Annotated in this window: 17 protein-coding genes; 12 read left to right on the top strand and 5 right to left on the bottom strand. The window is 60.1% G+C overall.

The window, feature by feature from the left end; genetic code table 11:
* On the top strand, window positions 1-5,534 hold a 5,534-nt coding region (locus KW821_RS03350), incomplete at its 5' end, for a VCBS domain-containing protein (RefSeq protein ID WP_256353310.1).
* Window positions 5,535-5,759: 225 nt separating this feature from the next.
* Here KW821_RS03350 and mdtH read toward each other — a convergent pair.
* Window positions 5,760-6,953, bottom strand: a complete 1,194-nt coding sequence (mdtH, locus tag KW821_RS03355; protein ID WP_218290807.1) for a multidrug efflux MFS transporter MdtH — start codon at window positions 6,951-6,953, stop codon at window positions 5,760-5,762.
* Between the two features lie 208 nt (window positions 6,954-7,161).
* Between mdtH and KW821_RS03360 the strand changes: the two genes are divergently transcribed.
* Complete coding sequence (locus KW821_RS03360; protein WP_218290446.1) at window positions 7,162-8,061, top strand: LysR family transcriptional regulator; 900 nt, start codon at window positions 7,162-7,164, stop codon at window positions 8,059-8,061.
* A 52-nt stretch (window positions 8,062-8,113) separates the two neighbouring features.
* On the opposite strand, the gene KW821_RS03365 is transcribed toward KW821_RS03360, so the two are convergent.
* Window positions 8,114-9,883 carry a M4 family metallopeptidase gene (locus KW821_RS03365; RefSeq protein ID WP_218290447.1) on the bottom strand — a complete coding sequence of 590 codons (1,770 nt, stop codon included), beginning with the start codon at window positions 9,881-9,883 and terminating at the stop codon, window positions 8,114-8,116.
* A 348-nt stretch (window positions 9,884-10,231) separates the two neighbouring features.
* Between KW821_RS03365 and KW821_RS03370 the strand changes: the two genes are divergently transcribed.
* The 8 genes from KW821_RS03370 (at window position 10,232) to putP (ending at window position 19,315) form a co-directional block, all read left to right on the top strand.
* Window positions 10,232-10,786 (top strand): GNAT family N-acetyltransferase, encoded by a 555-nt coding sequence (locus KW821_RS03370; protein WP_218290448.1) that lies wholly within the window; start codon window positions 10,232-10,234, stop codon window positions 10,784-10,786.
* Window positions 10,786-11,337: a ribosomal protein S5-alanine N-acetyltransferase gene (gene rimJ, locus KW821_RS03375; RefSeq protein ID WP_218290449.1), complete on the top strand. Its 552-nt coding sequence runs from the start codon at window positions 10,786-10,788 to the stop codon at window positions 11,335-11,337. Before KW821_RS03370 ends, rimJ begins: the two co-directional genes overlap by 1 nt.
* A 389-nt stretch (window positions 11,338-11,726) precedes the next feature.
* On the top strand, window positions 11,727-12,833 hold the full coding sequence (locus KW821_RS03385) for a 1-acyl-sn-glycerol-3-phosphate acyltransferase (RefSeq protein WP_042651643.1): 1,107 nt from the start codon (window positions 11,727-11,729) through the stop codon (window positions 12,831-12,833).
* A 299-nt stretch (window positions 12,834-13,132) separates the two neighbouring features.
* A complete protein-coding gene (locus KW821_RS03390) occupies window positions 13,133-13,603 on the top strand; it encodes a YhcH/YjgK/YiaL family protein (RefSeq protein WP_218290450.1) in 471 nt (156 codons plus the stop codon).
* 233 nt (window positions 13,604-13,836) lie between these two features.
* Entirely contained in the window at window positions 13,837-15,036 is a 1,200-nt protein-coding gene (locus KW821_RS03395) for an acetate kinase (protein WP_218290451.1), read from the top strand.
* A gap of 133 nt (window positions 15,037-15,169) precedes the next feature.
* Complete coding sequence (locus tag KW821_RS03400; RefSeq protein WP_218290452.1) at window positions 15,170-16,426, top strand: mechanosensitive ion channel family protein; 1,257 nt, start codon at window positions 15,170-15,172, stop codon at window positions 16,424-16,426.
* 171 nt (window positions 16,427-16,597) lie between these two features.
* Window positions 16,598-17,524: a L,D-transpeptidase family protein gene (locus tag KW821_RS03405; protein WP_218290453.1), complete on the top strand. Its 927-nt coding sequence runs from the start codon at window positions 16,598-16,600 to the stop codon at window positions 17,522-17,524.
* Between the two features lie 273 nt (window positions 17,525-17,797).
* On the top strand, window positions 17,798-19,315 hold the full coding sequence (gene putP, locus KW821_RS03410) for a sodium/proline symporter PutP (RefSeq protein WP_218290454.1): 1,518 nt from the start codon (window positions 17,798-17,800) through the stop codon (window positions 19,313-19,315).
* Between the two features lie 57 nt (window positions 19,316-19,372).
* Here putP and KW821_RS03415 read toward each other — a convergent pair whose 3' ends face one another.
* From KW821_RS03415 to KW821_RS03425, 3 genes are all read right to left on the bottom strand, one after another.
* Complete coding sequence (locus KW821_RS03415) at window positions 19,373-19,966, bottom strand: MliC family protein (RefSeq protein WP_218290455.1); 594 nt, start codon at window positions 19,964-19,966, stop codon at window positions 19,373-19,375.
* A gap of 162 nt (window positions 19,967-20,128) precedes the next feature.
* Window positions 20,129-20,734, bottom strand: coding sequence for an NAD(P)H-dependent oxidoreductase (locus KW821_RS03420; RefSeq protein ID WP_218290456.1), 606 nt, complete (start codon window positions 20,732-20,734; stop codon window positions 20,129-20,131).
* A gap of 56 nt (window positions 20,735-20,790) precedes the next feature.
* The gene (locus KW821_RS03425) at window positions 20,791-21,222 is read right to left on the bottom strand and encodes a MerR family transcriptional regulator (RefSeq protein WP_218290457.1); all 432 of its coding nucleotides are present in this window, start codon (window positions 21,220-21,222) and stop codon (window positions 20,791-20,793) included.
* Between the two features lie 609 nt (window positions 21,223-21,831).
* Here KW821_RS03425 and KW821_RS03430 point away from each other — a divergent pair.
* A complete protein-coding gene (locus tag KW821_RS03430) occupies window positions 21,832-22,890 on the top strand; it encodes a DUF262 domain-containing protein (RefSeq protein WP_218290458.1) in 1,059 nt (352 codons plus the stop codon).
* On the top strand, window positions 22,877-23,581 hold the full coding sequence (locus KW821_RS03435; protein WP_218290459.1) for an MAE_28990/MAE_18760 family HEPN-like nuclease: 705 nt from the start codon (window positions 22,877-22,879) through the stop codon (window positions 23,579-23,581). The genes KW821_RS03430 and KW821_RS03435 overlap by 14 nt, the downstream gene beginning before the upstream one ends.
* The last annotated feature ends 91 nt before the right edge of the window (window positions 23,582-23,672 follow it).

Below are 23,672 nucleotides of genomic sequence, written 5' to 3' on the forward strand. Positions count from 1 at the left end.
GCCTGGATGGCACCAGCCACACCGTGACCATCACCATCACCGGCGTCAATGACGGTGCCGAGATCAAGGGTGATGACAGCGGTGCGGTGACCGAAGACCTGAACGTGGTCAGCGGTAACCTGACCGAGACCGGTAGCCTGAGCGTGACCGACGTGGACGGGGCCGACGAGGCCGTGTTCAAGCCGGGTGTGGGCGCGCCGAGTGCCGGCGCCCTGGGTCAGCTGGAGATCGATGCGGCTGGCAAGTGGAGCTATGAGGTCGCCAACAGCAAGGTGCAGTACCTGGGCGCGGGCGAGACCAAGGTCGAGACCTTCACCGTACAGAGCCTGGATGGCACCAGCCACACCGTGACCATCACCATCACCGGCGTCAATGACGGTGCGGTGATTGTGGGTGATGGCAGCGGTGCGGTGACCGAAGACCTGAACGTGGTCAGCGGTAACCTGACCGAAACTGGCAGCCTGAGCGTGACCGACGTGGACGGGGCCGACGAGGCCGAGTTCAAGCCGGGTATGGGCACCCCGAGTGCCAACGCACTGGGCAGCCTGACCATCACCACAGATGGCAAGTGGACCTACAACGTGGCCAACGGCGACGTGCAGTACCTGAAAGAGGGCGAGACCAAGGTCGAGACCTTCACCGTGCACAGTGCCGACGGCACCGAGCACACCGTGACTATCACCATCAATGGCACCAACGATCTGCCTACCCTGGCCATTTCCAATGGGGCCGTGGTGTCCGAAGAGGGTCTGGCAAACGGGATCGCCGACACGACCGGCAACTCGGATACCACGGATGGCACCAGCATGTCCGGCACCCTGTCCGTCGGTGACGTGGACAGCGGCACGCTTGATATCTCCCTGGGCGGACCCGCAGGGCTAACCTCCGGCGGTGCGGAGGTTCACTGGAACTGGGATGCCGGCAGCAAGACGCTGGTCGGCTATACCGGCACCTTGGGAACTGGCGATTACAACGAGGTGGTCGAGGTTACTCTCACCGCGCCAAATGGCAGCGGCAAGGGTGACTGGGCTTATGATCTGACCCTCAAGGGGCCGCTCGATCATGCTGATACTACCCTGGAAGACAAGCTGTCATTCCAGCTGGACGTCAAGGTATCCGATGGGCATGGCACCACCACCGGCAAGCTGGATGTCACCGTCGAGGATGATGCCCCCATCGCCGGGGATGCCGCCGCCGTGGCGGTGACCAAGACAGATATTCCTAACCCCCTGACCGGGTTGTTTGACTTGACCAGATACAGCGGCAACAAGCTGAGCCTGGATATGGCTGGCTTTACCATCACCGCCAAGGGCTTTACCTCGGCGACCAACTCAGACCTGATCGATGCCAATGTCAATGGTACTTACTACGGGCTGGGGGTCTCCAGCGTGGCGGCGCCGAACCTCAATCTCGCCAACGAGATCGATTTCCGCCACTTCGCTAACGGAACTTCCGCTTCCGAAGAGTTGATCGTCAAGCTGGATCCGGGCACCGTCGCCTATGGCGTCAATATCAAGTTCAGCCAGATGTTTGGTGGCGAGCTGGAGAGCGGTGTGGTCGAGTTCTACCGTGACGGCAAGCTGATCGGCACCCAGACCTTCAGCTCCAACGCCGCTGGCGGCGACTATGCCGGGAACTTCCAGGTGCAGCAGGGTGGCTTCGATACCATGGTGATCAAGGCCACCAACAACGGTAACAATACCTACTCCGACAACAGTGACTTCACCGTGAAGAGTATCGAGTTCCTCGGCTCTACCACGGAACAGGCCATCGCCTATGGCTCCGGCACCGTGGCCCCGCAGTGGGGTGCGGACGGCCAGGGGCACCTGCAGCTGCTTGGTTCGTCCGAAACCGGCTTGACCACCGCCACGGGTCAGTCGATCACCACCTCCATGGAGTCGCCCAATACCCTGGTCGGCAAAACCAGCGATGGCACCCTGGTATTCCGTCTGGAGTTCACTCCGGCCACCGGCAAGTGGGAGTTCTTCCAGTATCAGAACATGTCCAAGCCGTTAGGCGATGGGGATATCGACTTCCAGTTCAAGGCGGTGGATGCGGATGGCGACGCCAGCACCGGCTCCTTCGCCACCAAGCCGCTGTTCACGCCTATCGTGCAGTCGGTCTCGGCCGACAGCGTGACTGAGGGGGGCAGCCTGCATCACACAGTGACTCTGTCTGACCAGACTCAGGAAACGACCCAGTATGATTTCGCCATCAATGGCAGTGGCGGTCATCCGGCATCCGGCCTCGATTGGAGTCGCGCCCAGTTCAGCAATGGGGTGACCTACGACAGCTCCACCGGCAAGCTCACTGTACCGGCCGGGGTCTCCGGCTTCACCGTGACCATCCCGACGGTGGATGATCGTCTGGTCGAGTCGAACGAAACGCTGACGGTGACTGTGGGTGGCCAGAACGGCATCGGCACCATCATCGACAACGATCGGGCACCGACCACCGTGGGTGGTCACAGCGTCGGGGCGGAAGATCAGCCGCAGGTACTGAAGTGGGCTCAATTTGGCGCCACTGACGATCAGGCCGCCGGCGATCTCGGCGTGAAGATCGGCACGCTGCCGCTCAATGGCAAGCTGGAGTACCTCAATGCGGCCGGCCAATGGATTGCCGTGAAGGCGGGGGATCTCATCTCCCATGCCGACATCGACAGCGGCCACCTGCGTTTCGTGCCTGGGGCCAACGAGTCGAGCTCCAGCGCCGCCAATGGCCATGGGGCCGATACCGGCAACCTGCATGGGGACTATGCCAGCTTCGACTTCCAGATCAGCGACGGTGCCAACCTCAGCAATGGTGGCAAGCTGGTGATCGATGTGACGGCCGTGGCCGACAAGCCGACGGTCGACATCAGCCTCACGGGCAATGGCATACCGCTTTATCAGGGCTTCCCTAGTTCGGGGATCAGCACGAGCAGCTTCCAGTCCGGTGCCATCAATGGCAGTGCCCTGGGCGTTGGCGCTCCCAAGTATGATGCCAATAGCGGTCAGGATTCAGTCTATGGCGCTGATGGCAAGAATGACTATCTGGTGAGCAACAAAGGGGGCGGTGACCTGCTGTATGGCATGGGCGGGAATGATGTGCTGGTTGGTGGTAACGCGGTACAGGGCGACTCTCTCTACGGCGGCACCGGCAATGACATCCTGGTCGCGGGCCTTGGCCATGATGGGCTCTATGGTGATGTCGGGGATGACATCGCCGTGCTGTCAGGCAACCGCGCCGACTATGTCATTCAGAAGGGCACGGGTTATTCGACCAACGATCGCTGGTTCGATTTCAGCGTGAACGAGCATGGCGCCGGGGTGACCAAGGCGCTGCACAGCATCGAGTATGTGCAATTCGACGATGGCATCTACCGGATTGATCAGAGCACGGGGGAGCTGACTCTGGTGCCACCGACCGTGGTCGATTATCCGGTTGAGATCAATGCCTCCCTCACGGATCGCGATGGCAGCGAGGTGTTCGACAGCCTGGTGCTGAGCGGCATGCCGCAGGGCGCCCAGCTCTATCACAATAACCAACTGCTGGGCACCGCCGGGGCCGACGGCAAGATCACCCTTGCTGCCGGTAGCGGTCTGTGGAGTGCGGGTGCGCTCGATGTGAAACTGGGCGGGATGACCCTGCGGGTGCCGGGTGCCGAGGCCGGCCAGGTCGATCTGCGGGTCGAGGCTATCTCCAAGGAGGCGGGCACTGACCAGATCAGCACGGCCACCGATGACGACAGCATCCGCCTGAGCTACTTCGCTACTACCGAAGGGGAGCCGGGCGACCAGAACCGGACCTATGGCAGAGAGCACAACATAGTGGTCGGCGATCTGGATGGCAGCGTGGTGCTGCCGGGCCAGAACTACAACATCGCCTTCATGGTCGACAGCTCCGGCAGTATCGGCACCAGCGCCATGGAAACCATGAAGTTACAGCTGACTCAGGTGTTCGCTACCCTCAAGGCCAGCGCGGGTACCGAGGGGGCGGGCAAGGTCAATCTGTTCCTGGTGGACTTTGATTCCCAGGCCAATCAGTCGATCAGCGTGGATCTGAAAGACCCCAACGCCTTGACCAAGTTGCAGGCTGTCATCGATAGCATGGATGGCAGTTATTGGAACGGCGGCGCGACCAACTATGAGGATGTGCTCAAGACCACATCCAACTGGTTCAACAGCGATGTGGCCAAGAACAATACCAACGCCAAGAATCTGACCTATTTCATCACCGATGGGGCACCTAGCACCTATTTCGATTATGAAAAACTGAATCCGATCGTCAATACGAAGACAAACGAAGGGCTCGATGCGTTCGTCAACGTCAACAATTACGTTAAGGGAGAGGCCTTCTACGCCAACATCGGCGGTGAAAACAGGTTGCTGATTGATGCGAGCGGCAAAGTCTACCAATGGTCATACAGCAGCAACGGCAATCATGGCAATGGCAAATGGAGCTCCACTCCTATCGGTACTCTGCGTGCCCAGGGTGATGGCACCTTCGAGATCTCCACTTCTTACAACGACAATTATTGGGCATTGCAGAATGCGCTGGCCGTGTTGCCACTGCTGGCGGCCAATGACGTGATCTTGCAGGCCATCGGTATTGGCAGCAATGTCTCTATCGCTACCCTGAAACAGTTCGATAGCGACCAGATTGTGCAGTCCAACGTGTCGGCCAACGATTTGGCCAATGCCATCCTGGGCACCTCCATCAACAACCTGCCAGGGGCCGACAAGTTCGATGGCGGGGCTGGCGATGATATCCTGTTCGGTGATGCGGTGCACTTCGCCGGGATCCAGGGGGAAGGCTATGAGGCCATCAAGAGCTATGTGGCGGGTCAGCTTGGCCGCACGGATGTGCTGGATGCCGATGTACACAGTTACATCCAGGGTCATGCCGCCGAATTTGATCAATCCTCCAGCAATGACAAGGCGGATATGCTGATCGGGGGGGATGGCAACGACATCCTGTTCGGTCAGGGTGGCAACGATATTCTGGACGGTGGGGCCGGCAATGACATCCTGTTCGGTGGGGCCGGTGACGATACCTTGTTTGGCGGTCTGGGCAATGACCATCTCTCAGGTGGCAGCGGCAACGACGCTCTGTACGGTGGCGTCGGCGACGACAGCCTCAGCGGCGGTCTGGGCAACGACATCCTGACCGGGGGACTTGGCAACGACATCCTGAAGGGGGATGCGGGTGCCGATACCTTCAGCTGGATGCAGGGCGACACCACGGCAGGCACGGTAGCCAAGGATTACGTCGTCGACTTCTCCAAGGCGGAGGGGGACAAGCTGGATCTGAGCGATCTGCTGGACCACGATGGCAGCAAGACGGAGAGCTCACTGAAGGGCCTGCTCTCGGTCTTCCAGGACAACGAAGGGGTGCATCTGCAGGTCAAAGAGAGCAGCACTGCCCCGGTCACCCAGGAGATAGTGCTGACGAACCATACCTTCGACAGCCTGACCGGTGGCTCTGCTTCCACCTCCGGGCAAGTCATCGACTACATGCTGAGCAACCATCTGCTGGAGATCGACAAGCACTAACGCCTGTCTGGGATATCTTGTAGCGCTAAGAAGCGGCAGAGCAATCTGCCGCTTCTTTTATGGGTGCAATTCGGTCAGCCCATGAGGCATTCACTAAACAGGGAGAGAGCGGGGAGGCGAGTGGCTCGTCTCTGTCGTCGTATCGCGGGATAAAAACAAGGCGCCGGCTCAGAGGAGCCGGCGCCTTGTGTGTCAGGACCGGGAGTGTTTTATCCGGGGAGCCGCTCAGGCATTGACGTGGGCCAGGCGAGAGTCACGCTGGAAGCAGTTCACCAACAGCAGGAAGGTGGTGATCCCGACGGTGCCCAGCACCAGCCAGGGCAGCCAGGGTTGCCCCTGGGCATTGGCGTAGTCGTGCAGGGCGCCGCCGCCGACATAGCCGGTCATGCCACCGAGGGCGAGCCCCAGCCGGCTGAATCCCATGTAACTGCCACGGGCACCGGGTTGCGCCAGCTTGGTCATGAGCGTCTCCCGGGCCGGCTCGGCGATGACGATGCCGAGGTAGAAGCAGGCCAGCAGCATGAAGACGGCGGGCAGGGTGGTGGCAAAGGCCACCAGCCCGATGCCGGCGGTCATCAGCAGTACCCCCGCCATCAGCCGGCTCTCCAGCTTGAAGTGGCGCTCGCCGTAGCGGGCAAGCGGGTAGAGCAGGGCCAGGGAGATGGCCGTCTCCAGGGTATACATCCAGCCGACCGCCGTGGTGCTGCCCGCCATCTGTTTGACCAGGATGGGGAAGATCAGCATCACCTGCACCCAGAGCGCGTAGTAGCCGCTCAGGATCAGCACCAGCCGGCAGAATGCCTTGTCCGCCAGCACCTGACCGAGACCGGCCCGGATCGGGGTCGGCCGCTGGGAGAGCTTGTAGGGGGGCAGGATCAATAAGTTGCACAGCGCCGCGCAGACAAACAGGCCGGCTCCCAGCAGGCAGACATATTCAAAATCGAAGTTGAGCAGCCAACTGCCGAGCAGGGCCCCGGCCACGGCGCCGGCGCTCTCCAGCATCATCAGCAGCGAGATGTAGCGACCCCGTTCGTGAGGGCGGGTGAACTTGATCACCAGGGCGGCGCGGGGCGGATCGAACAGGCAGCCGCCGAGCCCGGAGAGGATGCAGGAGAGGATGAGATCCAGCCCGCTCTGGGCATAGGCCAGGCTGGCAAAACCGGCCGCCCGCAGCAGCATGCCGCCGACGATGAGCGGGCGGGCGCCGAACTTGTCAGCGAGGGAGCCCCCCAGCACGCCGAGCCCCTGCTGGGTCAGCTGACGCAGCCCCAGCGCCAGCCCGACCAGCCCGGCCGCCCAGCCAAGTTGATCCACAAACCGCAGGCTGATCATGGGCATCACCACGAAAAATCCCAGGATCACCAAGAGGGAATCCAATGCCAAGAACCACCGCCCCAACCGCCTCGCCCGCTCTACCATGACACTCAAACCCCAGCTTGCATCGATAACATTATTGGATGTGTGTTCACTGCCTGAATGGCGCCGTCACCAAACAGAGCCAAGGACGGAGATAAGTCCCTGACTCGCTGGCGATCTGCCATATCATGACAATTGATACTGCTATTCTGGGAGGGGGCCAGATATAGTGGTAGCCGACAACTGGCTATATTTCATATTGGATTTGGTTATGGCTATGACGCTCGATGATTTGCAATTACTGCTGGATGTGGTCAACCGTGGCAGCTTCAGCAAGGTGGCGGCCATTCGCGGCTGGTCACAACCCATGGTCAGCCAGCGGATCGCCGTGCTGGAGCAGGAGCTGGGACAGCCGCTGTTTCGCCGCCATCGCCGTGGCGCCACCCCGACCCCGGCCTGCGAGCAGTTTCTGCCTGCCGCGAGCGCGGCCCTGAGCGCACTGGAAAGCGGCCGTCTCGCGATGCAGGGGGCGCCGGCCCTGCCGCGGATCAGGCTCTCCTGCCTGCCCTCGCTGACGACTGTGATGTTCGGCCCGCTGCTGCTGGCCCTGGTGGATGAGGCGTTCGAGATCCGCTGCAACACGGATCACTCCGGCATCATCATGCAGCAGCTGCTGACCGGCGAGACCGACGTCGGCTTCATCCTCAAGTGTCCCGCCATCGCGGGCATCCAGCTCGAGCTGCTCTATCGCTCCCCCATCATCGCCGTGGCCTGTGCCACCCACCCGCTGGCGGGACGCCAGGGGCTGACCCTACAGGATATCGCCAACGAACGGCTGGCCCCCCAGCAGTGGGGCACCGGCTGTGACGAGCTGATCCTGCAGTTGCGGCTGCTGCGCCAGGTGGCGAGCCCGCTGCACGCCATCCAGCCCGCCAGTGCGGCGCGGGAGCTGGCGCTGGAGCACGGCTTCATCACCCTGATGCCGGCGCTCGCCATCAGCCGGGATCTGGAGTTTGGTCGCCTGGTGCGGCTGGATGTGGTGGATCTGCCGCCGGATCACTGGGACGTGATGATGGCCTGGCGCAGCGGCAAGCGACCGAACCGGGAGAAGGAGCGGGTACTGGAAGCCGCCCGCACCCTGGCCCGGCGCTGGTCGGGCAAGTCCGCATAAAAAAGCGCCGGACATGTCCGGCGCTCAGGGTCGATGAAGATTCAACGGCTCATCAATAGCTGGCCTTGAGACTCACTCCGGAGAAGGCGCTGAAGGCACTGAGCTGCACATGCCAGGTGCCCGCCTTGGGCGAATTCAGGGTGCAGGTCTCGGCGTTGCCGCTCTTGTAGGGACGGCAGTCATAGCTGCTGCCGGTCGGCGCCGAGCCGAACTTCACGTAGAGATCCGCATCCCCGCTGCCGCCGCTGCTGGCAACCACCAGCTGGCTCTTGCCGGCCGGAACCTCGATGGTGTAGCTCAGCTTGCCCCCCTTGGCGGCGGAGAGCCCAGTCACCGGCACGCCGTTTTGCAGCACGCTGCCGGTCGGTGGCGGTGTGGTGCCGCAGCTCGCGTTGACGCCGACCGCGCTGAAGGCGGTGGCCACGTCGGTCAGGCTGTAGCCCAGATCGGTGGCAGCCTTGGTCACGCCACAGGCGCCCTGATCGTAGGTGGTGTTGGCGCCCCAGTAGAGGCGGTTGGCCAGCACGAACACCTCGAATGCCTTGCGGGTGCTCCAGCCATTGCTATTGGCCAGCAGGTAGAAGGCGCGGTTGTAGACCCCTGAGCTGTGGTGCACGTCGATGCCGTCATAGTAATCGCTGGCATGGCCGATGGAGCTGCCATCCCGGGTCGGATCCTCGAAGTAGCGCAGCGAGCCGTTGCCCTTGAAGATCTGGGCCCCCACCAGCCAGTCGTTGCTGCCCTTCATGTAGTGCTCGGCCGCTTCCCCCGCCATGTCGGAGAAGGCCTCGTTGATGCCGCCGGACTGGCCGGAGTAGACCAGCCCCGAGTTCTGCTCGGTGAAGCCGTGGCTCACCTCGTGGGCGGCCACGTCCAGGCTCACCAGCGGGTAGAAGGTGGTGGCGCCGTCGCCGAAGGTCATCTGGCTGCCGTCCCAGAAGGCGTTCTCGTAGTTGCGGCTGTAGTGCACCCGCATCTTCAGCTTGAAGCTGAGCGGCGCCGTGTTGTACCAGTTGCGGTACATGTCAAACACCACGTTGCCGAAGTAGTGGGCGTCGTTGAGGGGCGAGTAGGCGCCGTTGATCTCCTTGACCGTGTTCTCCGGGCAGCTGAACTGGTGCACGCTGCCGCCGGAGGTGGCGTGGTTGAGGTTGATGGTGTCCACGTTCGGGCTGCTCATGCGGCAGCTGTCATCCACCAGCAGCGGACCGAAGTCCGAGCCGTAGAAGTATTTGCCGGTCTTGAGGTTGCCGCCCGGGCCGGTGGCATCCTTGTGGTTAATCCCCTCCCAGCGCTTGAGCTCGCTGCCGCTCTGGGCATCGATCACCACGAAGGGACGGCTCGGCTGCTCGCTTGCGGCCAGCCAGGAGACCAGATAGACCAGACGGGCCTGACCGGTCTCGTCCTGCATCACGAACAGCTTGACCCGCTCGTTGCTGCCCTTGGCGCCGGCGCGCGCCTTGAGGGCGGCATCGGCGGGGGAGAGGGTGGCGGCGGGGCTGCTCAGGTCGGTATCGATCTGGCGCAGGATCTGGCCGGAGACCTGGCTTACCTGGCCGCCGAGGGACTGCTCTGCCACCAGCCCCTGGCCCCAGACCGGGATGCCGTGCCAGGTCTGCTCATAGCGCACCCGTTGCTGACCGTTGGGCAGTTTGACGACCCTGACCTGACGAAACTCGCCATCCCCCGCCAGTGCACTCACCCCGGCGGCGCCACTCGGTGCCCCCTGAAGGCCCGCAGCCTGATTCACTTCCACCTGTTCTGCCGCCAAGGCGGCGCTTCCCCAGCAGGCCAGTACCACGGCCAAATAGACTTTATTCATCTCGTCTTTCCTTAAGTCGATGAAGATCACAGGCCGGGTCCGTTGCCCGGCGTTCCTACACTAGTGCGCAGGATCTAAATTGCTCCCTGTCATATGTGACAGATCAGCAGAAAGGGATAGCAGGATCGACTGCTGCGTCCATTACATCCCGTGTAATGACGGGATGCTGGCGCGTTATGCCAAAGAAAGAGGTGAATGCGGATCCTGCGAAATGGCGGCCCAAGCGGGCCCGTCCATATGGGGATTGCCTGTCGGTGCAAGGTGTAGAAAGCCCTTGGCAGACAATGGCTTGATTGACTACAGTGGCTCACGGATGACCCTCTGATGGTCATCAGCGGAGGAGGATGGATGTTTTCATGGCAACTGGATGACGAATTGGCGCTCTTGTTCCTGCAGCCCGACATGGCCAGCGAGCTCTTTGGCCTGTGCCAACGCAATCGCGACTACCTGACCCAGTGGCTGCCCTGGCCGCCGCTTATCCAGCAGCCGGCAGACAGCGCCACCTTCATCCGCCACGCCATCGAGAAGTTCGCGCGCGGCGAGGGGTTGACCACCGCCATCGAGTATCAGGGGGAGGTGGTCGGCGTCATCGGCTACAACCAGATCGATCAGGCGCTGGCCAAGGTCACCATCGGCTACTGGCTGGCCGAGCGCTGGCAGGGCAACGGCATCATCACCCGGGCCTGTCAGGCCTTGATCCATCACGCCTTCGAGGAGATGGGGATGGAGAAGGTGGAGATCAGCGCCGCGCAGGAGAACGAACCGAGCCGGGCGGTCTGTGAGCGGCTCTGCATGCAGCAGGAGGGGATCACCCGGCGGGCGGAGCGACTGGCGGATCGGGTGGTGGACCACGTCCGCTACGGTCTGCTGCGCGACGACTGGCTCAGGCAGAGGGACCATTGATGGTACTGCCGCATATCGTCACCCCCCGCAGCCAGCTGACCATACTGCCCCCGGAGCGGGCCTCCCTGATGCTGGATTTTTACCAGCGCAACCGGGCGCACCTGATGGCCTGGGAGCCAAGGCGCGACGAGGATTTCTATACCCTGAGCCATTGGCACGGCCGCCTGCGTGACGGCTACGGCCAGTTTTTCGACGGCAGCGCCGTGCAACTGGTGGCGCTCGATCCCCGGGGAGAGCGGGTGCTCGCCACCTGCAACTTCACCCACATCCTGATGGGCATGTTCAAGGCCTGTCACCTCGGTTACGCCGTCGATGAGGAGCACCAGGGGCAGGGGTTGATGCAGGAGGTGCTGACCGCCGCCATCGACTATCTGTTCCGGGAGCATGGACTGCACCGCATCATGGCCAGTTACATGCCCGCGAACCGGCGCAGCGGTGCCCTGCTCGATCGCCTCGGCTTCGAGCGAGAGGGATACGCCCGGGATTACCTGATGATCAACGGCCGCTGGGAGGATCATGTCCTCACCGCGCTGATCAACCCGGCGGGCTAGCCAGCAGTGTGGCCAGCTACATATCGGTCAATCAACCAGCGCAGTGGCGCTTTGCTCGAGCGTCTCGGCTTCGAGCGGGAGGGGTACGCCCGGGATTACCTGATGATCAACGGCCGCTGGGAGGATCATGTCCTCACCGCGCTGATCAACCCGGCGGGATAGACAGGTGTGTGGCCGGCATTGCCATGGTCAGCCACATGTTGGTCAATCAACCCGCGCAGTGGTTCCAATTGGTCGTACCAGATGTGATTGCGACGGCTTTTTCACGATAAGCCGGCACTATCTGTGCGCATCTCATACCCCTGACCATAAAAGCGTGTAAAATTGCGCCCTGAATTTTCCCGGTCAGCAGCAGCTGGCCGCGACTCCATACTTGCAAGGCTGACATTGTGACAGAAGTAGATAGATTCGCGGATATTCGCCCCTATCGCGATGATGAAGTGCCGGCTGCCATCGAGCGGCTGATCCAGGATGATGAGTTTATCGGCGCCATCGCCAAGTACCGTTTCGGCTCCCTGATGAGCTGGCTGGGTTGGGCCATTCGCCCGCTGATCCGCCAGTTCCTGCGCCACAAGTGGGCCAAGGTCACCACGGTTCGTCAGGTACAGTTGGGGGTCACCCGCTACATGGCCCGCATGATCGCCACCTCCACCCAAGGCGTGACCTTCTCCGGTCTCGAGCACCTGAAGAAGGAGCAGGGCTATCTGTTTGTCTCCAACCACAGAGACATCGCCATGGATCCGGCGTTCGTCAACTGGGGGCTGCACACCCACGGTTTCGACACCGTGCGCATCGCCATCGGTGACAACCTGTTGCGCAAGCCCTGCGCCACCGAGCTGATGAAGCTCAACAAGAGCTTCATCGTCAAGCGCTCCGCCAAGGGGCCGCGGGAGATGATGAAGGCCCTCGGCGAGCTGTCGGCCTACATCGGCCAGTCGGTGCACGAAGGCCACTCCATCTGGATCGCCCAGAAGGAAGGGCGCGCCAAGAACGGCGACGACAAGACGGATCCGGCCATCCTCAAGATGTTCTACGTGGACGGCAAGAAGCAGAAGCTGGACTTCGTCGACTACATGCGCAGCCTCAACATAGTGCCGGTCAGCATCAGCTACGAGGTGGATCCCACCGACAAGGCCAAGGCACGCGAGCTGTACGAGAAGTCGGTCAACGGTAGCTACGAGAAGGGCGAGTTCGAGGATATCGAGAGCATAGTCGCCGGCATCGTCGGCCAGAAGGGGCGGGTACATGTATCCTTCGGCGCCCCCATCACCGAGGGCTTCAGCGATCCGGACGAGCTGGCGGCGCTGATCGACAAGGCGATCTGGAGCAGCTACCGTCTCTTCCCCGGCAACTATCTGGCCGCCGATGTGCCCGGCAAGGCCAGCACCATAGAGCAGACAGCCTTCTTGACCCGCCAGTCGGAGGTGCCAGAAGAGCACAAGGCCCTCTGGCGTGCCATGTATGCGAAGCCGGTTGAGAACGCCAACAAGGTTTGAATGACACCGATGGTGCGAAAAAACGGGAGCTGATGCTCCCGTTTTTGCGTCTGGTCAAAGTTGGCGGCAATCGACTAGTGAATAATATTGTTTCAGCTGGTACGATCATCTGGTGAATGAGCGGGTATCTCTTGGCAATGAGCGGGCGACTGTGCAACAGTGACCCAACGTCAACGAGATGACTCATACTCTTCTCGGTCTGCATGGATGGCAGACGGCGCTAGACAAGGACCTTTAACGGGTCCTTTTTCATTGGTAGACAAAGATAGACCACGGATACACCTAAGGATGCGCATCTCATGATCACCGGCAGTCTGGATACCTTGCAACGCACCCCCTTGCCCGCCCCGCTGGCTCGCATCATGGCCGAGGTGGTGAAAGATGTGGCGCACTGGCGGGATGCCCCGCTTGGCAAGCGCGAGATCGATGGCCTGCGGCTGTTCTGTCTGGTGAGCGAGGAGCCGACCGAGCCGGTTGCGGCCCGTCGTGGCGAGTTTCATGAGCAGTATCTGGATATCCAGCTGCTGTTGCGTGGTGCGGAGTGGATCGGCGTGGGCCCCCATGCCTACCGGAACGACGGTGCCGATCACCCCCATCCCGATCTCTGGTTCGTCGCAGACGAACAGACCAGTTATCTGGCGTTGCAGCCCGGCGACTTTGCCATCTTCTGGCCGGGAGAACTGCATCGCCCTCTCTGTACCCTTACCACCCCGAGCCCGGTGAAGAAACTGGTGGTCAAGGTTCATAAAGATCTGCTGACCGGATGTTAGTCAGCAGCGCGGGGGTTTAGGCTCCCGCCCACGACGAGGCCGTTTCGGATGAACGGTGGCTGGTCCCACATTGAAGACTCGATGAGTGCGCCAGAGCCTGTAGCCGGCACTCACTGCATTGAAAAATTGGGCGCACCCTCCTGCGACCATAAAGCCCCCGGCAGGGGAATCCCATCCATGTTGGATGACACGACACTGTCGGCGTAAAGCCGAAGCACAGGAAGATGTAGAACATGAGCAAGTTGGTATTGATCCTTAACTGCGGTAGCTCTTCCCTGAAATTTGCCGTAATGGACGCTGAAACAGGTGAGGACATGCTGTCCGGCCTGGCCGAATGTTTCAATCTGGATGATGCACGTATCAAATGGAAACTCCATGGGGTCAAGGGTGAAGCCATGCTGGGAGCGGGTGCCGCTCACCAGGCCGCCCTCGACCATATCGTGACCCAGATCCTGCCCCTGGATCCTACCCTCGCCGAGCAGTTGGTGGCCATAGGTCACCGCATCGTACACGGTGGCGAGCAGTTCTCCCGCTCAGTGCGCATCGATGACGGCGTGATCGCCGGTATCGAGGCCGCCATCCCGTTCGCGCCGCTGCACAACCCGGCTCACCTCATCGGCATCCGTGCCGCGCTCAAGGTCTTCCCGGCCCTGGCCGAGAAGAACGTGGCCGTGTTCGACACCGCCTTCCACCAGACCCTGCCGCAAGAGGCCTATCTCTACGCGCTGCCGTACAAGCTCTATGAGGAGCATGCCATCCGTCGCTACGGCGCCCACGGCACCTCCCACCGCTTCATCGCCGAAGAGACCGCCAAGGCGCTGGGCAAGCCGCTGTCCGAGCTGAACATCATCAACTGCCACCTGGGCAACGGCGCCTCCGTCTGTGCCATCAAGAACGGCGAATCCGTCGACACCTCCATGGGGCTGACCCCGCTGGAAGGGCTGGCGATGGGCACCCGCAGTGGCGACATCGATCCTGCCGTGGTCTTCTTCATGCACGACCAGCTCGGTTACAGCGTGGATCAGATCAACCACTGCCTCACCCGCGAGTCCGGCCTGCTGGGCCTGACCGAGGTGAGCAGCGACTGCCGCTATGTCACCACCAACTATGCCACCGACGCCGGTGCCAAGCGGGCGCTGGATGTCTTCACCTACCGGGTGGCCAAGTACGTCGGCGCCTATGCCGCCGCCATGGACGGTCGCCTCGACGCCCTGGTGTTCACCGGTGGCATAGGTGAGAACGCCGCCATGGTGCGCGAGATGGTGCTGGAGCGGCTGGCGCTGTTCGGCTTCAAGGTCGACAAGGACGCCAACAACGCCGCCGTGCTGGGCGGTGAGGGTCCCATCACCACCGAAGGCAGCCGCCTGGCGCTGGTGATGCCCACCAACGAAGAGCTGGTCATCGCCCGCGATGCCCTGAGCCTGGTCGGCTAAGGCCCCCTCGCGCTGAATCAACGCCCGGCCCGTGCCGGGCGTTGTCGTTTCTGGCGCCGATTGAGCGGCTTGTCATTTGACATGAGGTGGCAGATACGTACCCTGACGGCAGTTTCACGTAGCGGAGGTAGGGATGAAGGAGACATTTTTTCACTGGTTAACCGGCATGGGGGTCGAGGTCAGCAACCTGATGGCACTGGTGATCGCCCTGGGCTTCATCGTCCTCACCTCGCTGCTGCTGCACCTGGTGCTGCACCGCATCCTGCTGGTGCGCCTGGTGGGGCTGCTCGGCAAGACCAAGCAGATGTGGCTGCCACCCCAGCTGCAACAGCGGCTGTTCTACCGGCTCGCCCTGGTGCTGCAGGGGGCCGTGCTGCTCGGTCAGGCCGAGATCTGGCTGCCCAAGGCCTCGGACAGCCTACAACTGATCGAGATGCTGGCCCAGCTCTGGATCCTGCTGTTCCTGCTGCTCTCCCTGTTTGCCCTGCTCGACTGCATGTTGTCCCTGAGCCGCTACACCCGGCTGGGACGGGATCTGCCCCTGCGCGGCATCTTCCAGGGGGTCAAGCTGGTAGGCAGCATCCTGGTGGGCATCCTGATGATCGCCCTGCTGCTCGGCAAGTCACCGCTGTTCCTGTTCAGCGGTCTGGGGGCCATGACCGCGGTGCTGATGTTGGTGTTCAAGGACCCCATCCTCGGCCTGGTGGCGGGGATCCAGCTCTCGGCCAACCGCATGCTGAGCGTCGGTGACTGGCTGCAGATGGACAAGTACGGCGCCGACGGCGAGGTGATCGACATCGGTCTCACCACGGTCAAGGTGTCGAACTGGGACAAGACCATCACCACCATCCCCACCTATGCACTGATCTCCGACTCCTTCAAGAACTGGCAGGGCATGACCGAATCCGGTGGCCGCCGCATCAAGCGCAGCGTCAACATCGACATGACCAGCGTGCGCTTCCTGACCGCAGACGAGCAGCTGCAACTCAAGCAGGCCAAATTGCTGGCCCCCTATCTCAGCCGCAAGGAGCAGGAGCTGAGCAGCTACAACCAGCAGCTCAGCGATGCGATCAGCTGCCCCATCAATGGCCGCCACCTCACCAACCTCGGCACCCTGCGCGCCTATCTGGATGCCTACTTGCGGGCCAATCCCAGCATTCGCAAGGACATGACGCTGATGGTGCGCCAGTTGGCACCGACCAGCGAGGGGATCCCCCTTGAGATCTACTGCTTCACCGCGACCACCGCCTGGGCAGACTATGAGGGGATCCAGGCCGATATTTTCGACCATATATTTGCCATTATTGGGCAATTCCACCTGAGATTGCATCAATCGCCCACAGGTTACGACATGCGTGCCTGGCAAGGCGCTGCCACCGGCAACGGCTAGGGTCTACGGGGAGCGCGCGGGGCTGACAATCCTGCGCGGATAAGCCCATTTGCCGGTTGAATTTTTGCCCGCAGAGGAGAAAAATGGCGGCCTTCTCTTCGCCCCGGGATGGCACCGCCTATCCCGGCCGGGCCCAGAGTCTCGAATCACCCCATTCATCACAGGAAAGTTATGAAGCTCCTCCACAAAACTGCGGCCATGCTGTGCTGCAGCCTCGTCCTGACCGCCACGCCTGCGCTTGCTGTCGAATATGCCCTGCCTGCGGCCAACAGCCGCCTGGTGGGTGAAAATCTGGAATACGTGGTGCCGGTAGAAGAGGCGGGCCAGCCCCTGGAAGCGGTCGCGGCCAAGTTCCAGCTGGGATTGACCAACATGCTCGAGGCCAACCCCAAGGCGGATCCGCTGCTGCTGCAGGCCGGCGAGACGCTGATCGTGCCCCACCAGCTGATCCTGCCGGATGCCCCGCGCGAGGGGATAGTGCTGAACGTGGCCGAAATGCGCCTCTACTACTACCCCAAGGGCAAGCAGGTGGTGCAAGTGCTGCCCATCGGCATAGGCCAGCTCGGCACCGATACCCCTGAGAACTGGGTGACCAGTGTGCAGCGCAAGAAGGCGGGCCCGACCTGGACCCCGACCGCCAAGATGCACGCCGAGTATGCCGCCCGTGGCGAGCCCCTGCCGGCGGTCTGGCCGGCCGGCCCGGACAACCCCATGGGGCTGTTCGCGCTCTACATCGGCAAGATGTACGCCATCCACGGCACCAATGCCCAGTTCGGCATCGGTCTGCGGGTGAGCCACGGCTGCGTGCGCCTGCGCAACGAAGACATCGAATACCTGTTCAAGCAGGTACCGGTCGGTACCCGGGTGCAGTTCGTGAACCAGCCGATCAAGGCCTCGGTCGAGCCTGATGGCCGCCGCTATCTGGAAGTGCACCAGCCGCTGTCCCGCAGTCAGGAGGAGTTCAACTCCAGCCTGCCGGCCCCGCTGCCCATCACCCCGGCGGTGACCCGCTTCATCGCCCATGCCGACAGCGATTCCCAGCTGATCAAGCAGGCGCTGGAACAGCGCAGCGGCATGCCCATCGCCATCAGTCGTTGAGCCTGCCGTCATCGATATCGAGCCCCGGCCCAGGCCGGGGCTTTTTTGTGGCGCCGAGCAAGCTGACAGTCAGGATAAGTCGTTGCTGCAGTGGCAGAATATTCGGCTAATTCATCCTTGAGTAGTTGCTTAGTTAAGGGTGAAACGTTTTCATTGTGTTTTTTATTTGTTAAAAACAGTTGAGCTTAGTGTATCTGCTGATTACTCTAGGCCGGTTTTTAAGGAAGAGCCCGTCGTGAGAACGGGTACAAGAGTCACATAACGGAGTTTTGCATGACAGCTAGCACCCCAATGCTTATCACCTTCCTGGTGTATATCCTGGGTATGGTCCTGATCGGCTTCATCGCCTATCGCGCCACCCGCAACTTTGACGATTACATTCTCGGCGGCCGCCGTATGGGCAGCTGGGTCACAGCGCTCTCCGCCGGGGCCTCCGACATGAGTGGCTGGCTCTTGATGGGCTTGCCGGGCGCCGTCTTCATCGGCGGCATCTCCGAGAGCTGGATCGCCATCGGCCTCACCATAGGCGCCTACTTCAACTGGCGCTGGGTGGCCGGTCGGCTGCGGGTTCACACCGAGAAGAACCGCAACGCCCTGACCCTGCCGGACTACTTCACCTACCGCTTCGAGGACAAGAGCCGGGTGCTGCGCATCCTCTCCGCCCTGGTGATCCTGCTGTTCTTCACCATCTACTGCGCCTCCGGCGTGGTGGCGGGGGCCCGCCTGTTCGAGAGCACCTTCGGCATGAGCTATGACACCGCCCTTTGGGTCGGCGCCGCGGCCACCATCAGCTACACCTTCTTCGGCGGCTTCCTCGCGGTGAGCTGGACAGATACGGTGCAGGCCACCCTGATGATCTTCGCCCTGATCCTGACCCCGGTGTTCGTCATCATCGCCGTCGGCGGCATCGACACCGCCATGGTGCAGGTGGCGGCGCAGAATGCCAGCAACCTCGATATGTTCAAGAATCTGGACTTCATCGCCATCATCTCGCTGATGGCCTGGGGCCTGGGCTACTTCGGCCAGCCCCACATACTGGCGCGCTTCATGGCGGCGGACTCCCACCACTCCATGGCCAGCGCCCGTCGCATCAGCATGACCTGGATGGTGCTCTGCCTCGGCGGCGCCGTGGCCATCGGCTTCTTCGGCCTGGCCTACTTCTCCACCTTCACGGAGCAGGCTGCCGGCGTCACCGCCAACCCGGAGCGGGTCTTCATCGAGCTCTCCAAGATACTGTTCAACCCCTGGATTGCCGGCGTGCTGCTCTCCGCCATTCTGGCGGCGGTGATGAGCACGCTGAGCTGTCAGTTGCTGGTTTGCTCCAGCGCCATCACTGAAGATCTCTACAAGCCCTTCCTGCGCAAGAATGCCTCCCAGAAAGAGCTGGTGTGGGTCGGCCGCGCCATGGTGCTGGTCATCTCCCTCATCGCCATCGCCGTGGCCGTGAACCCGGAGAACCGGGTGCTGGGGCTGGTGAGCTACGCCTGGGCCGGCTTCGGTGCCGCCTTCGGTCCCGTGGTGCTGCTCTCGGTGCTCTGGTCGCGGATGACCCGCAACGGCGCCCTGGCCGGCATGCTGGTCGGTGCCCTGACCGTCATCGTCTGGAAGCAGTTCGGTTGGCTGGGGCTGTATGAAATCATCCCGGGCTTTGCCTTCTCCGGTCTGGCGATCCTGGTGTTCAGCCTGCTGGACAAGGCGCCCTCCAAGGCCATGCTGGATCGCTTCGACGAGGCAGAGCGTGAGTTCCAGACCTCGCCGGATGCGGTGGGCGAGCCGGTCATTGCACGCTGAATCAAGCACGCTGAATGAAAAAAGCCCCGCATCGCGGGGCTTTTTTATGAATGTATTTTACTCGGCGCTGGCCTTGCCCTGCGCCTGGCATTGCAGGGGTGGCTCGCCGTAACGCTCCAGGGTGGCGTCCTTGCCCTTGGTCAGGAGGCTGAGGTTTTGCCCCTCGTAGCGGGCACCGCTGGCAACGGGGACGCCGAGCGCCAGCACCTGCTGATCCGGGTCCAGATTGATGACGGCGGCGGGGATCTTGGCGTCTTGGTAGAAGTAGGTGGTCAGCCTCAGCTTGTCGCCACATTGATAGAGCACGGGGGAGGGCACCACCAACTGGCCGCCCTTGATCTGCAGCTCGGTGATGCGAGTCTGATAGCTGGCGTCGATGCACTTGCGCGGATCCGTGTCTTTCCAGCACTCGTTGCGGCCCTTGATCCAGCCGCGCTGCATCGCCTTCTCGGTCTTCGCCTGTTCGGCCGAGAGGTTGCTCATCGCCTTGGGATAGAGGGTCGCGAGCTGGTTATCCAGCGCAGCCAGCCCGGCATCCTGGCAGATAAGCTGCTCGGTGGTGCCGTGGGCCTTGGCGCAGTCGAAGGAGGGGGTGGCGGCACTGGCCAACAGCGGCATCAGGGAGAGGGTGCCAAGCAACATCTTGTTCATCGGAAAGGCTCCAGCAAGAGGGGATTCCCACTTACTACAACACAAGGGCGCCGGGCCGCCGAGGACTTTTTCACCCCAGGCAAGCTTGCCCGTCTCTCTGGACCCCGTTGCCGACAACACCCGTCATCAGGGCCACGGCAGACAGGCTGCCGTGGCCTTTGCTTATGTGAGTCGCCGCACCAGCCTCTGCGCATCACGGCGGGCCGCGGCCGCCGCCCGGCCCAGCCAGCGCTGTCGCACCCGCTCGCTGGCGGTATGGACAGGCCCCAGATGCTGGCGATGGGTCAGCCTGATGCCACAGAGCCCCAGCACGGGCTTGTCGAGGGTACGCTCGACGGGGGAGCCCAGCCACCAGCGGTAGTACCAGAGCGGGCTGTCCATGGTGAGCAGCAGGCGCGCCGTCTTGCCGGCGAGCAGGCGCTCGGGAAGGGCCTTGCCCTTGACATATTGGAAGGCGAAGCCGGAGAGCAAAGTGCGATCCAGCAAGCCCTTGAGCCGGGCCGGCAGATGGCCCCACCAGAGGGGGGCGACGATCACCAGATGCTGGGCCTGCTTCAGGCTCTGCTGCAATGCCAGCAGATCGGGCTCGAGGGGCTGCGCCTCGTCATAGCCATGGTGCAGATCCGGCTCGAAGGCGAGCTCCCCCACGTGATGCAGGGTGACTTCTGCGCCGCCCTCCTCGGCGCTGCGGGCATACTCCCTGGCCAGGGCATGGCAGAGACTGTCGGGTTTGGGGTTGCCGTTGATGATAAGCAGCTTGGGTGTCATGGCGTGGCTCCTGATGAAGTGAGCCACCATTAGACCCCTTGTCCCATGGGACAGAGTCAAGCCACCTTGTGCGCCCGTCCTGCAAGCCCTTGCTCAGCCTGTGGGAGCGGCTCGATCTGAACGGGGGTGCCATAGCGGCAGGGGTGCTGCGCCAGCAGCGCGGCGCACTGGCTCAAGGCCTGGTGCTGCCCTTGCAGCTTGGCCACCTCTGCCTCTATCTGCGCCAGCTTGCCCGCCACAAGCTGCTCCACCTTCTGCCAGGGAAACTCGGCGAGACTGGTGAGGCCCGCCAGCAAGGGGACAAGCTCGCTCAGCTTGCAGCCGAGCTGCTGGGCTTGGCGAATAAAGCCGACCCACTCCAGATCCTCAGCCCGGTAGACGCGATACTTGCCGCGCCGCCTGGGCTCGGGCAGCAGCCCGAGCTGCTCGTAGAGACGGACTGCCTTGGGTGTGGAGCCCGCCAGCCGGGCAAATTCGCCGATATACATCTTGCTGCTCGCAAAGATTGTTCGAGTAGGGGCTCACTATAGGCCAGTGGCAGGGGGGAATGCATCCCCAGGGGGAGGGGGGCGCCCTTGGCGCGACGCAGGGAGAATAGCAGGGAGGATAAGGGAGTGGCTCTGTGACGGCATCGCCACGTCCCTGGCATGCCGCAGGAGTGGGATATGGCTGAGTGGCTCAGTTATGGGGCCGCAACAGGCGCTTGTGGACTGATGATCACCACTAATAAGAGAAAATGTGGTCATCTACGGAAAACCCATAAATCCAACTTATGATGGCCCCGGCGAGCCAGACAGGGCCACTAGGTGGCCGAAAAAGGCACTCCAAGGGGATTTTCCGACCCGAAAGAAGGGGGGAAATATCTCTTTTGTCGGTCTGATGAGCAAAGCGTCATCAGACGATCGCGGCAGAATGATCGTTGGGAAGGACGCTTGATTATCATTCGGCTACCAGTGCGATGTTTTTATTCGCGACTGTTCGAATACGCTCCGCTATTCGAACCTACGGGCTAGCAATTTTTGCTTGCCATCTGTAGGACTAGAGAAAAAATTTGAGTTACAATTCGTCACATAACATTGAAAAGATAAAGGTTTCTCGTGGACAGCATCAAAATTCAAGACCAACTAGATGAAAACCGCAGAACAGTAGCATTCGATAGCTACGACATCACAGTTAGGCAGTTATATTCAATGGTGTTACAAGGGGAAATAGATATTTCACCTGAGTATCAACGACATTTTGTATGGGATGATGAAAGGCAATCTGCACTAATAGAATCTATATATCTCGGAATTCCGGTACCTAGCCTATTCATGGCTACCAACCGTGATGCAACTTGGGAAGTGATCGACGGACTCCAACGGTTGACAACCATCATCAACTTTATTGGCACCCCTGAAGATTTAGTAGAGGCAAAAGTCAGCTATAAAAAGCTAGTACTGAAGTCTTTAGATAAACTAGATGCTATGAATAAGTTGAGTTTCCATGACTTACCATCATCTATGCGGCTCATGTTTTTAACTAGACCAATTCGTATTACGGTATTGAATGACCGCAGCGACCTATCTGTTCGATATGACCTTTTTGAGCGCCTAAATACGGGCGGTGTAACTTTGCATGAACAAGAAATTAGAAACTGTATCTTCTTGGGGCCATTCAATGATTTTCTTAAAGAGCTTTCTACGTACCCTAGCTTCAGAAATGTAGTGAAAATGACGGATTCTGCAGAAAGAAAAGGTAACTATGAAGAGCTAGTCCTTAAATTTTTTGCTTACTACCAATGTCCCGACAAGTTTGTACATAGCGTAAAAGGCTTCTTAAACGACTATATGTCATTTAAGACTGAGAATTTTAAAGATCGCAGCGAATTAGAAAGTGTATTTAAAAGAACATTTGACTTCCTTGCTGATCATTTACCACAAGGTATAGTTCGTGGAGTTCGCGTAAACATAACCCCAATTGTTCTTTATGAAGCAATTTCTGTAGGCTCGGCTTTAGCGCTGCACAGTCAACAAGAGTTAAATGCTGATGTATTGCCAGGGCTTCTAAATGACCCAAAACTGAAAAAATACACAACTGGCGCAACTAACAGCCGCTTCATGCTGAAGCAACGTCTTGAACTTGTTACAAGAGCTCTAAAAAATGCCGCTGAGTAGAGTGAAACGGAACAAAATAAATAGATTAAAGCCAGTATCTACGAATTTGTTTCATATATCTCAAGGTGATGTAGCTGACGATATAAATAAGATTCAAAGAGGGCTTTACTATGTCCACTTGTATAGTGCTCTAGAAAAGACAACGAATGAAATTATCGAGCGTGTTTTATTGATAATTTCTGGTTTCAAAGTTAAGTACGAGCACTACATAGCAGAGTTCAATACCATCTCTTTGAGTGCAAAAATGATGTCATATAAATCTGCAACAAAAGACAACGCTTGGCTAAAGTCTCATGACTTGTTTACGACTATGTGTAGTTTAGAAGAGGCAAAAATTAACGAATCATTTTTTTCGGCTAGCCTACAAAATATATGGTTCGAGACCGTTGATAATTTACTAAAGTGCTTTGGTATTTCCACAATTGAGGATGTAGATGGTAGTTTGAAAGTTGCACTTAATGAAGTTGTCGATAACAGAAATGCAGTGGCACATGGGAGAATATCAGCGGACATCATTGGTGAAAGACACCGAACTGATGTACTCAGGGAGCGAACAGAAACTGTTAGTAATATTTTGGATGTTTTGATAACCAAGTATGAACAATACATTTTGGACTTAGAGTTTATAAAGCCTACATATCGTTCAATCTATACTAGTCACCTTAGTAAATTTACAGTACCCGCTCAATAATTTGGAGTGGGCGACATTTGATAGTGATTAGATGGAGGGTGGTGCTAATTCGATAGTCGAGCCTTCCATATAACTCCGTAACGACTTTATC

Origin of the sequence: Aeromonas sp. sif2416 (assembly GCF_019218665.1) — a bacterium.
GTDB classification, from domain to species: Bacteria; Pseudomonadota; Gammaproteobacteria; order Enterobacterales; family Aeromonadaceae; genus Aeromonas; species Aeromonas encheleia.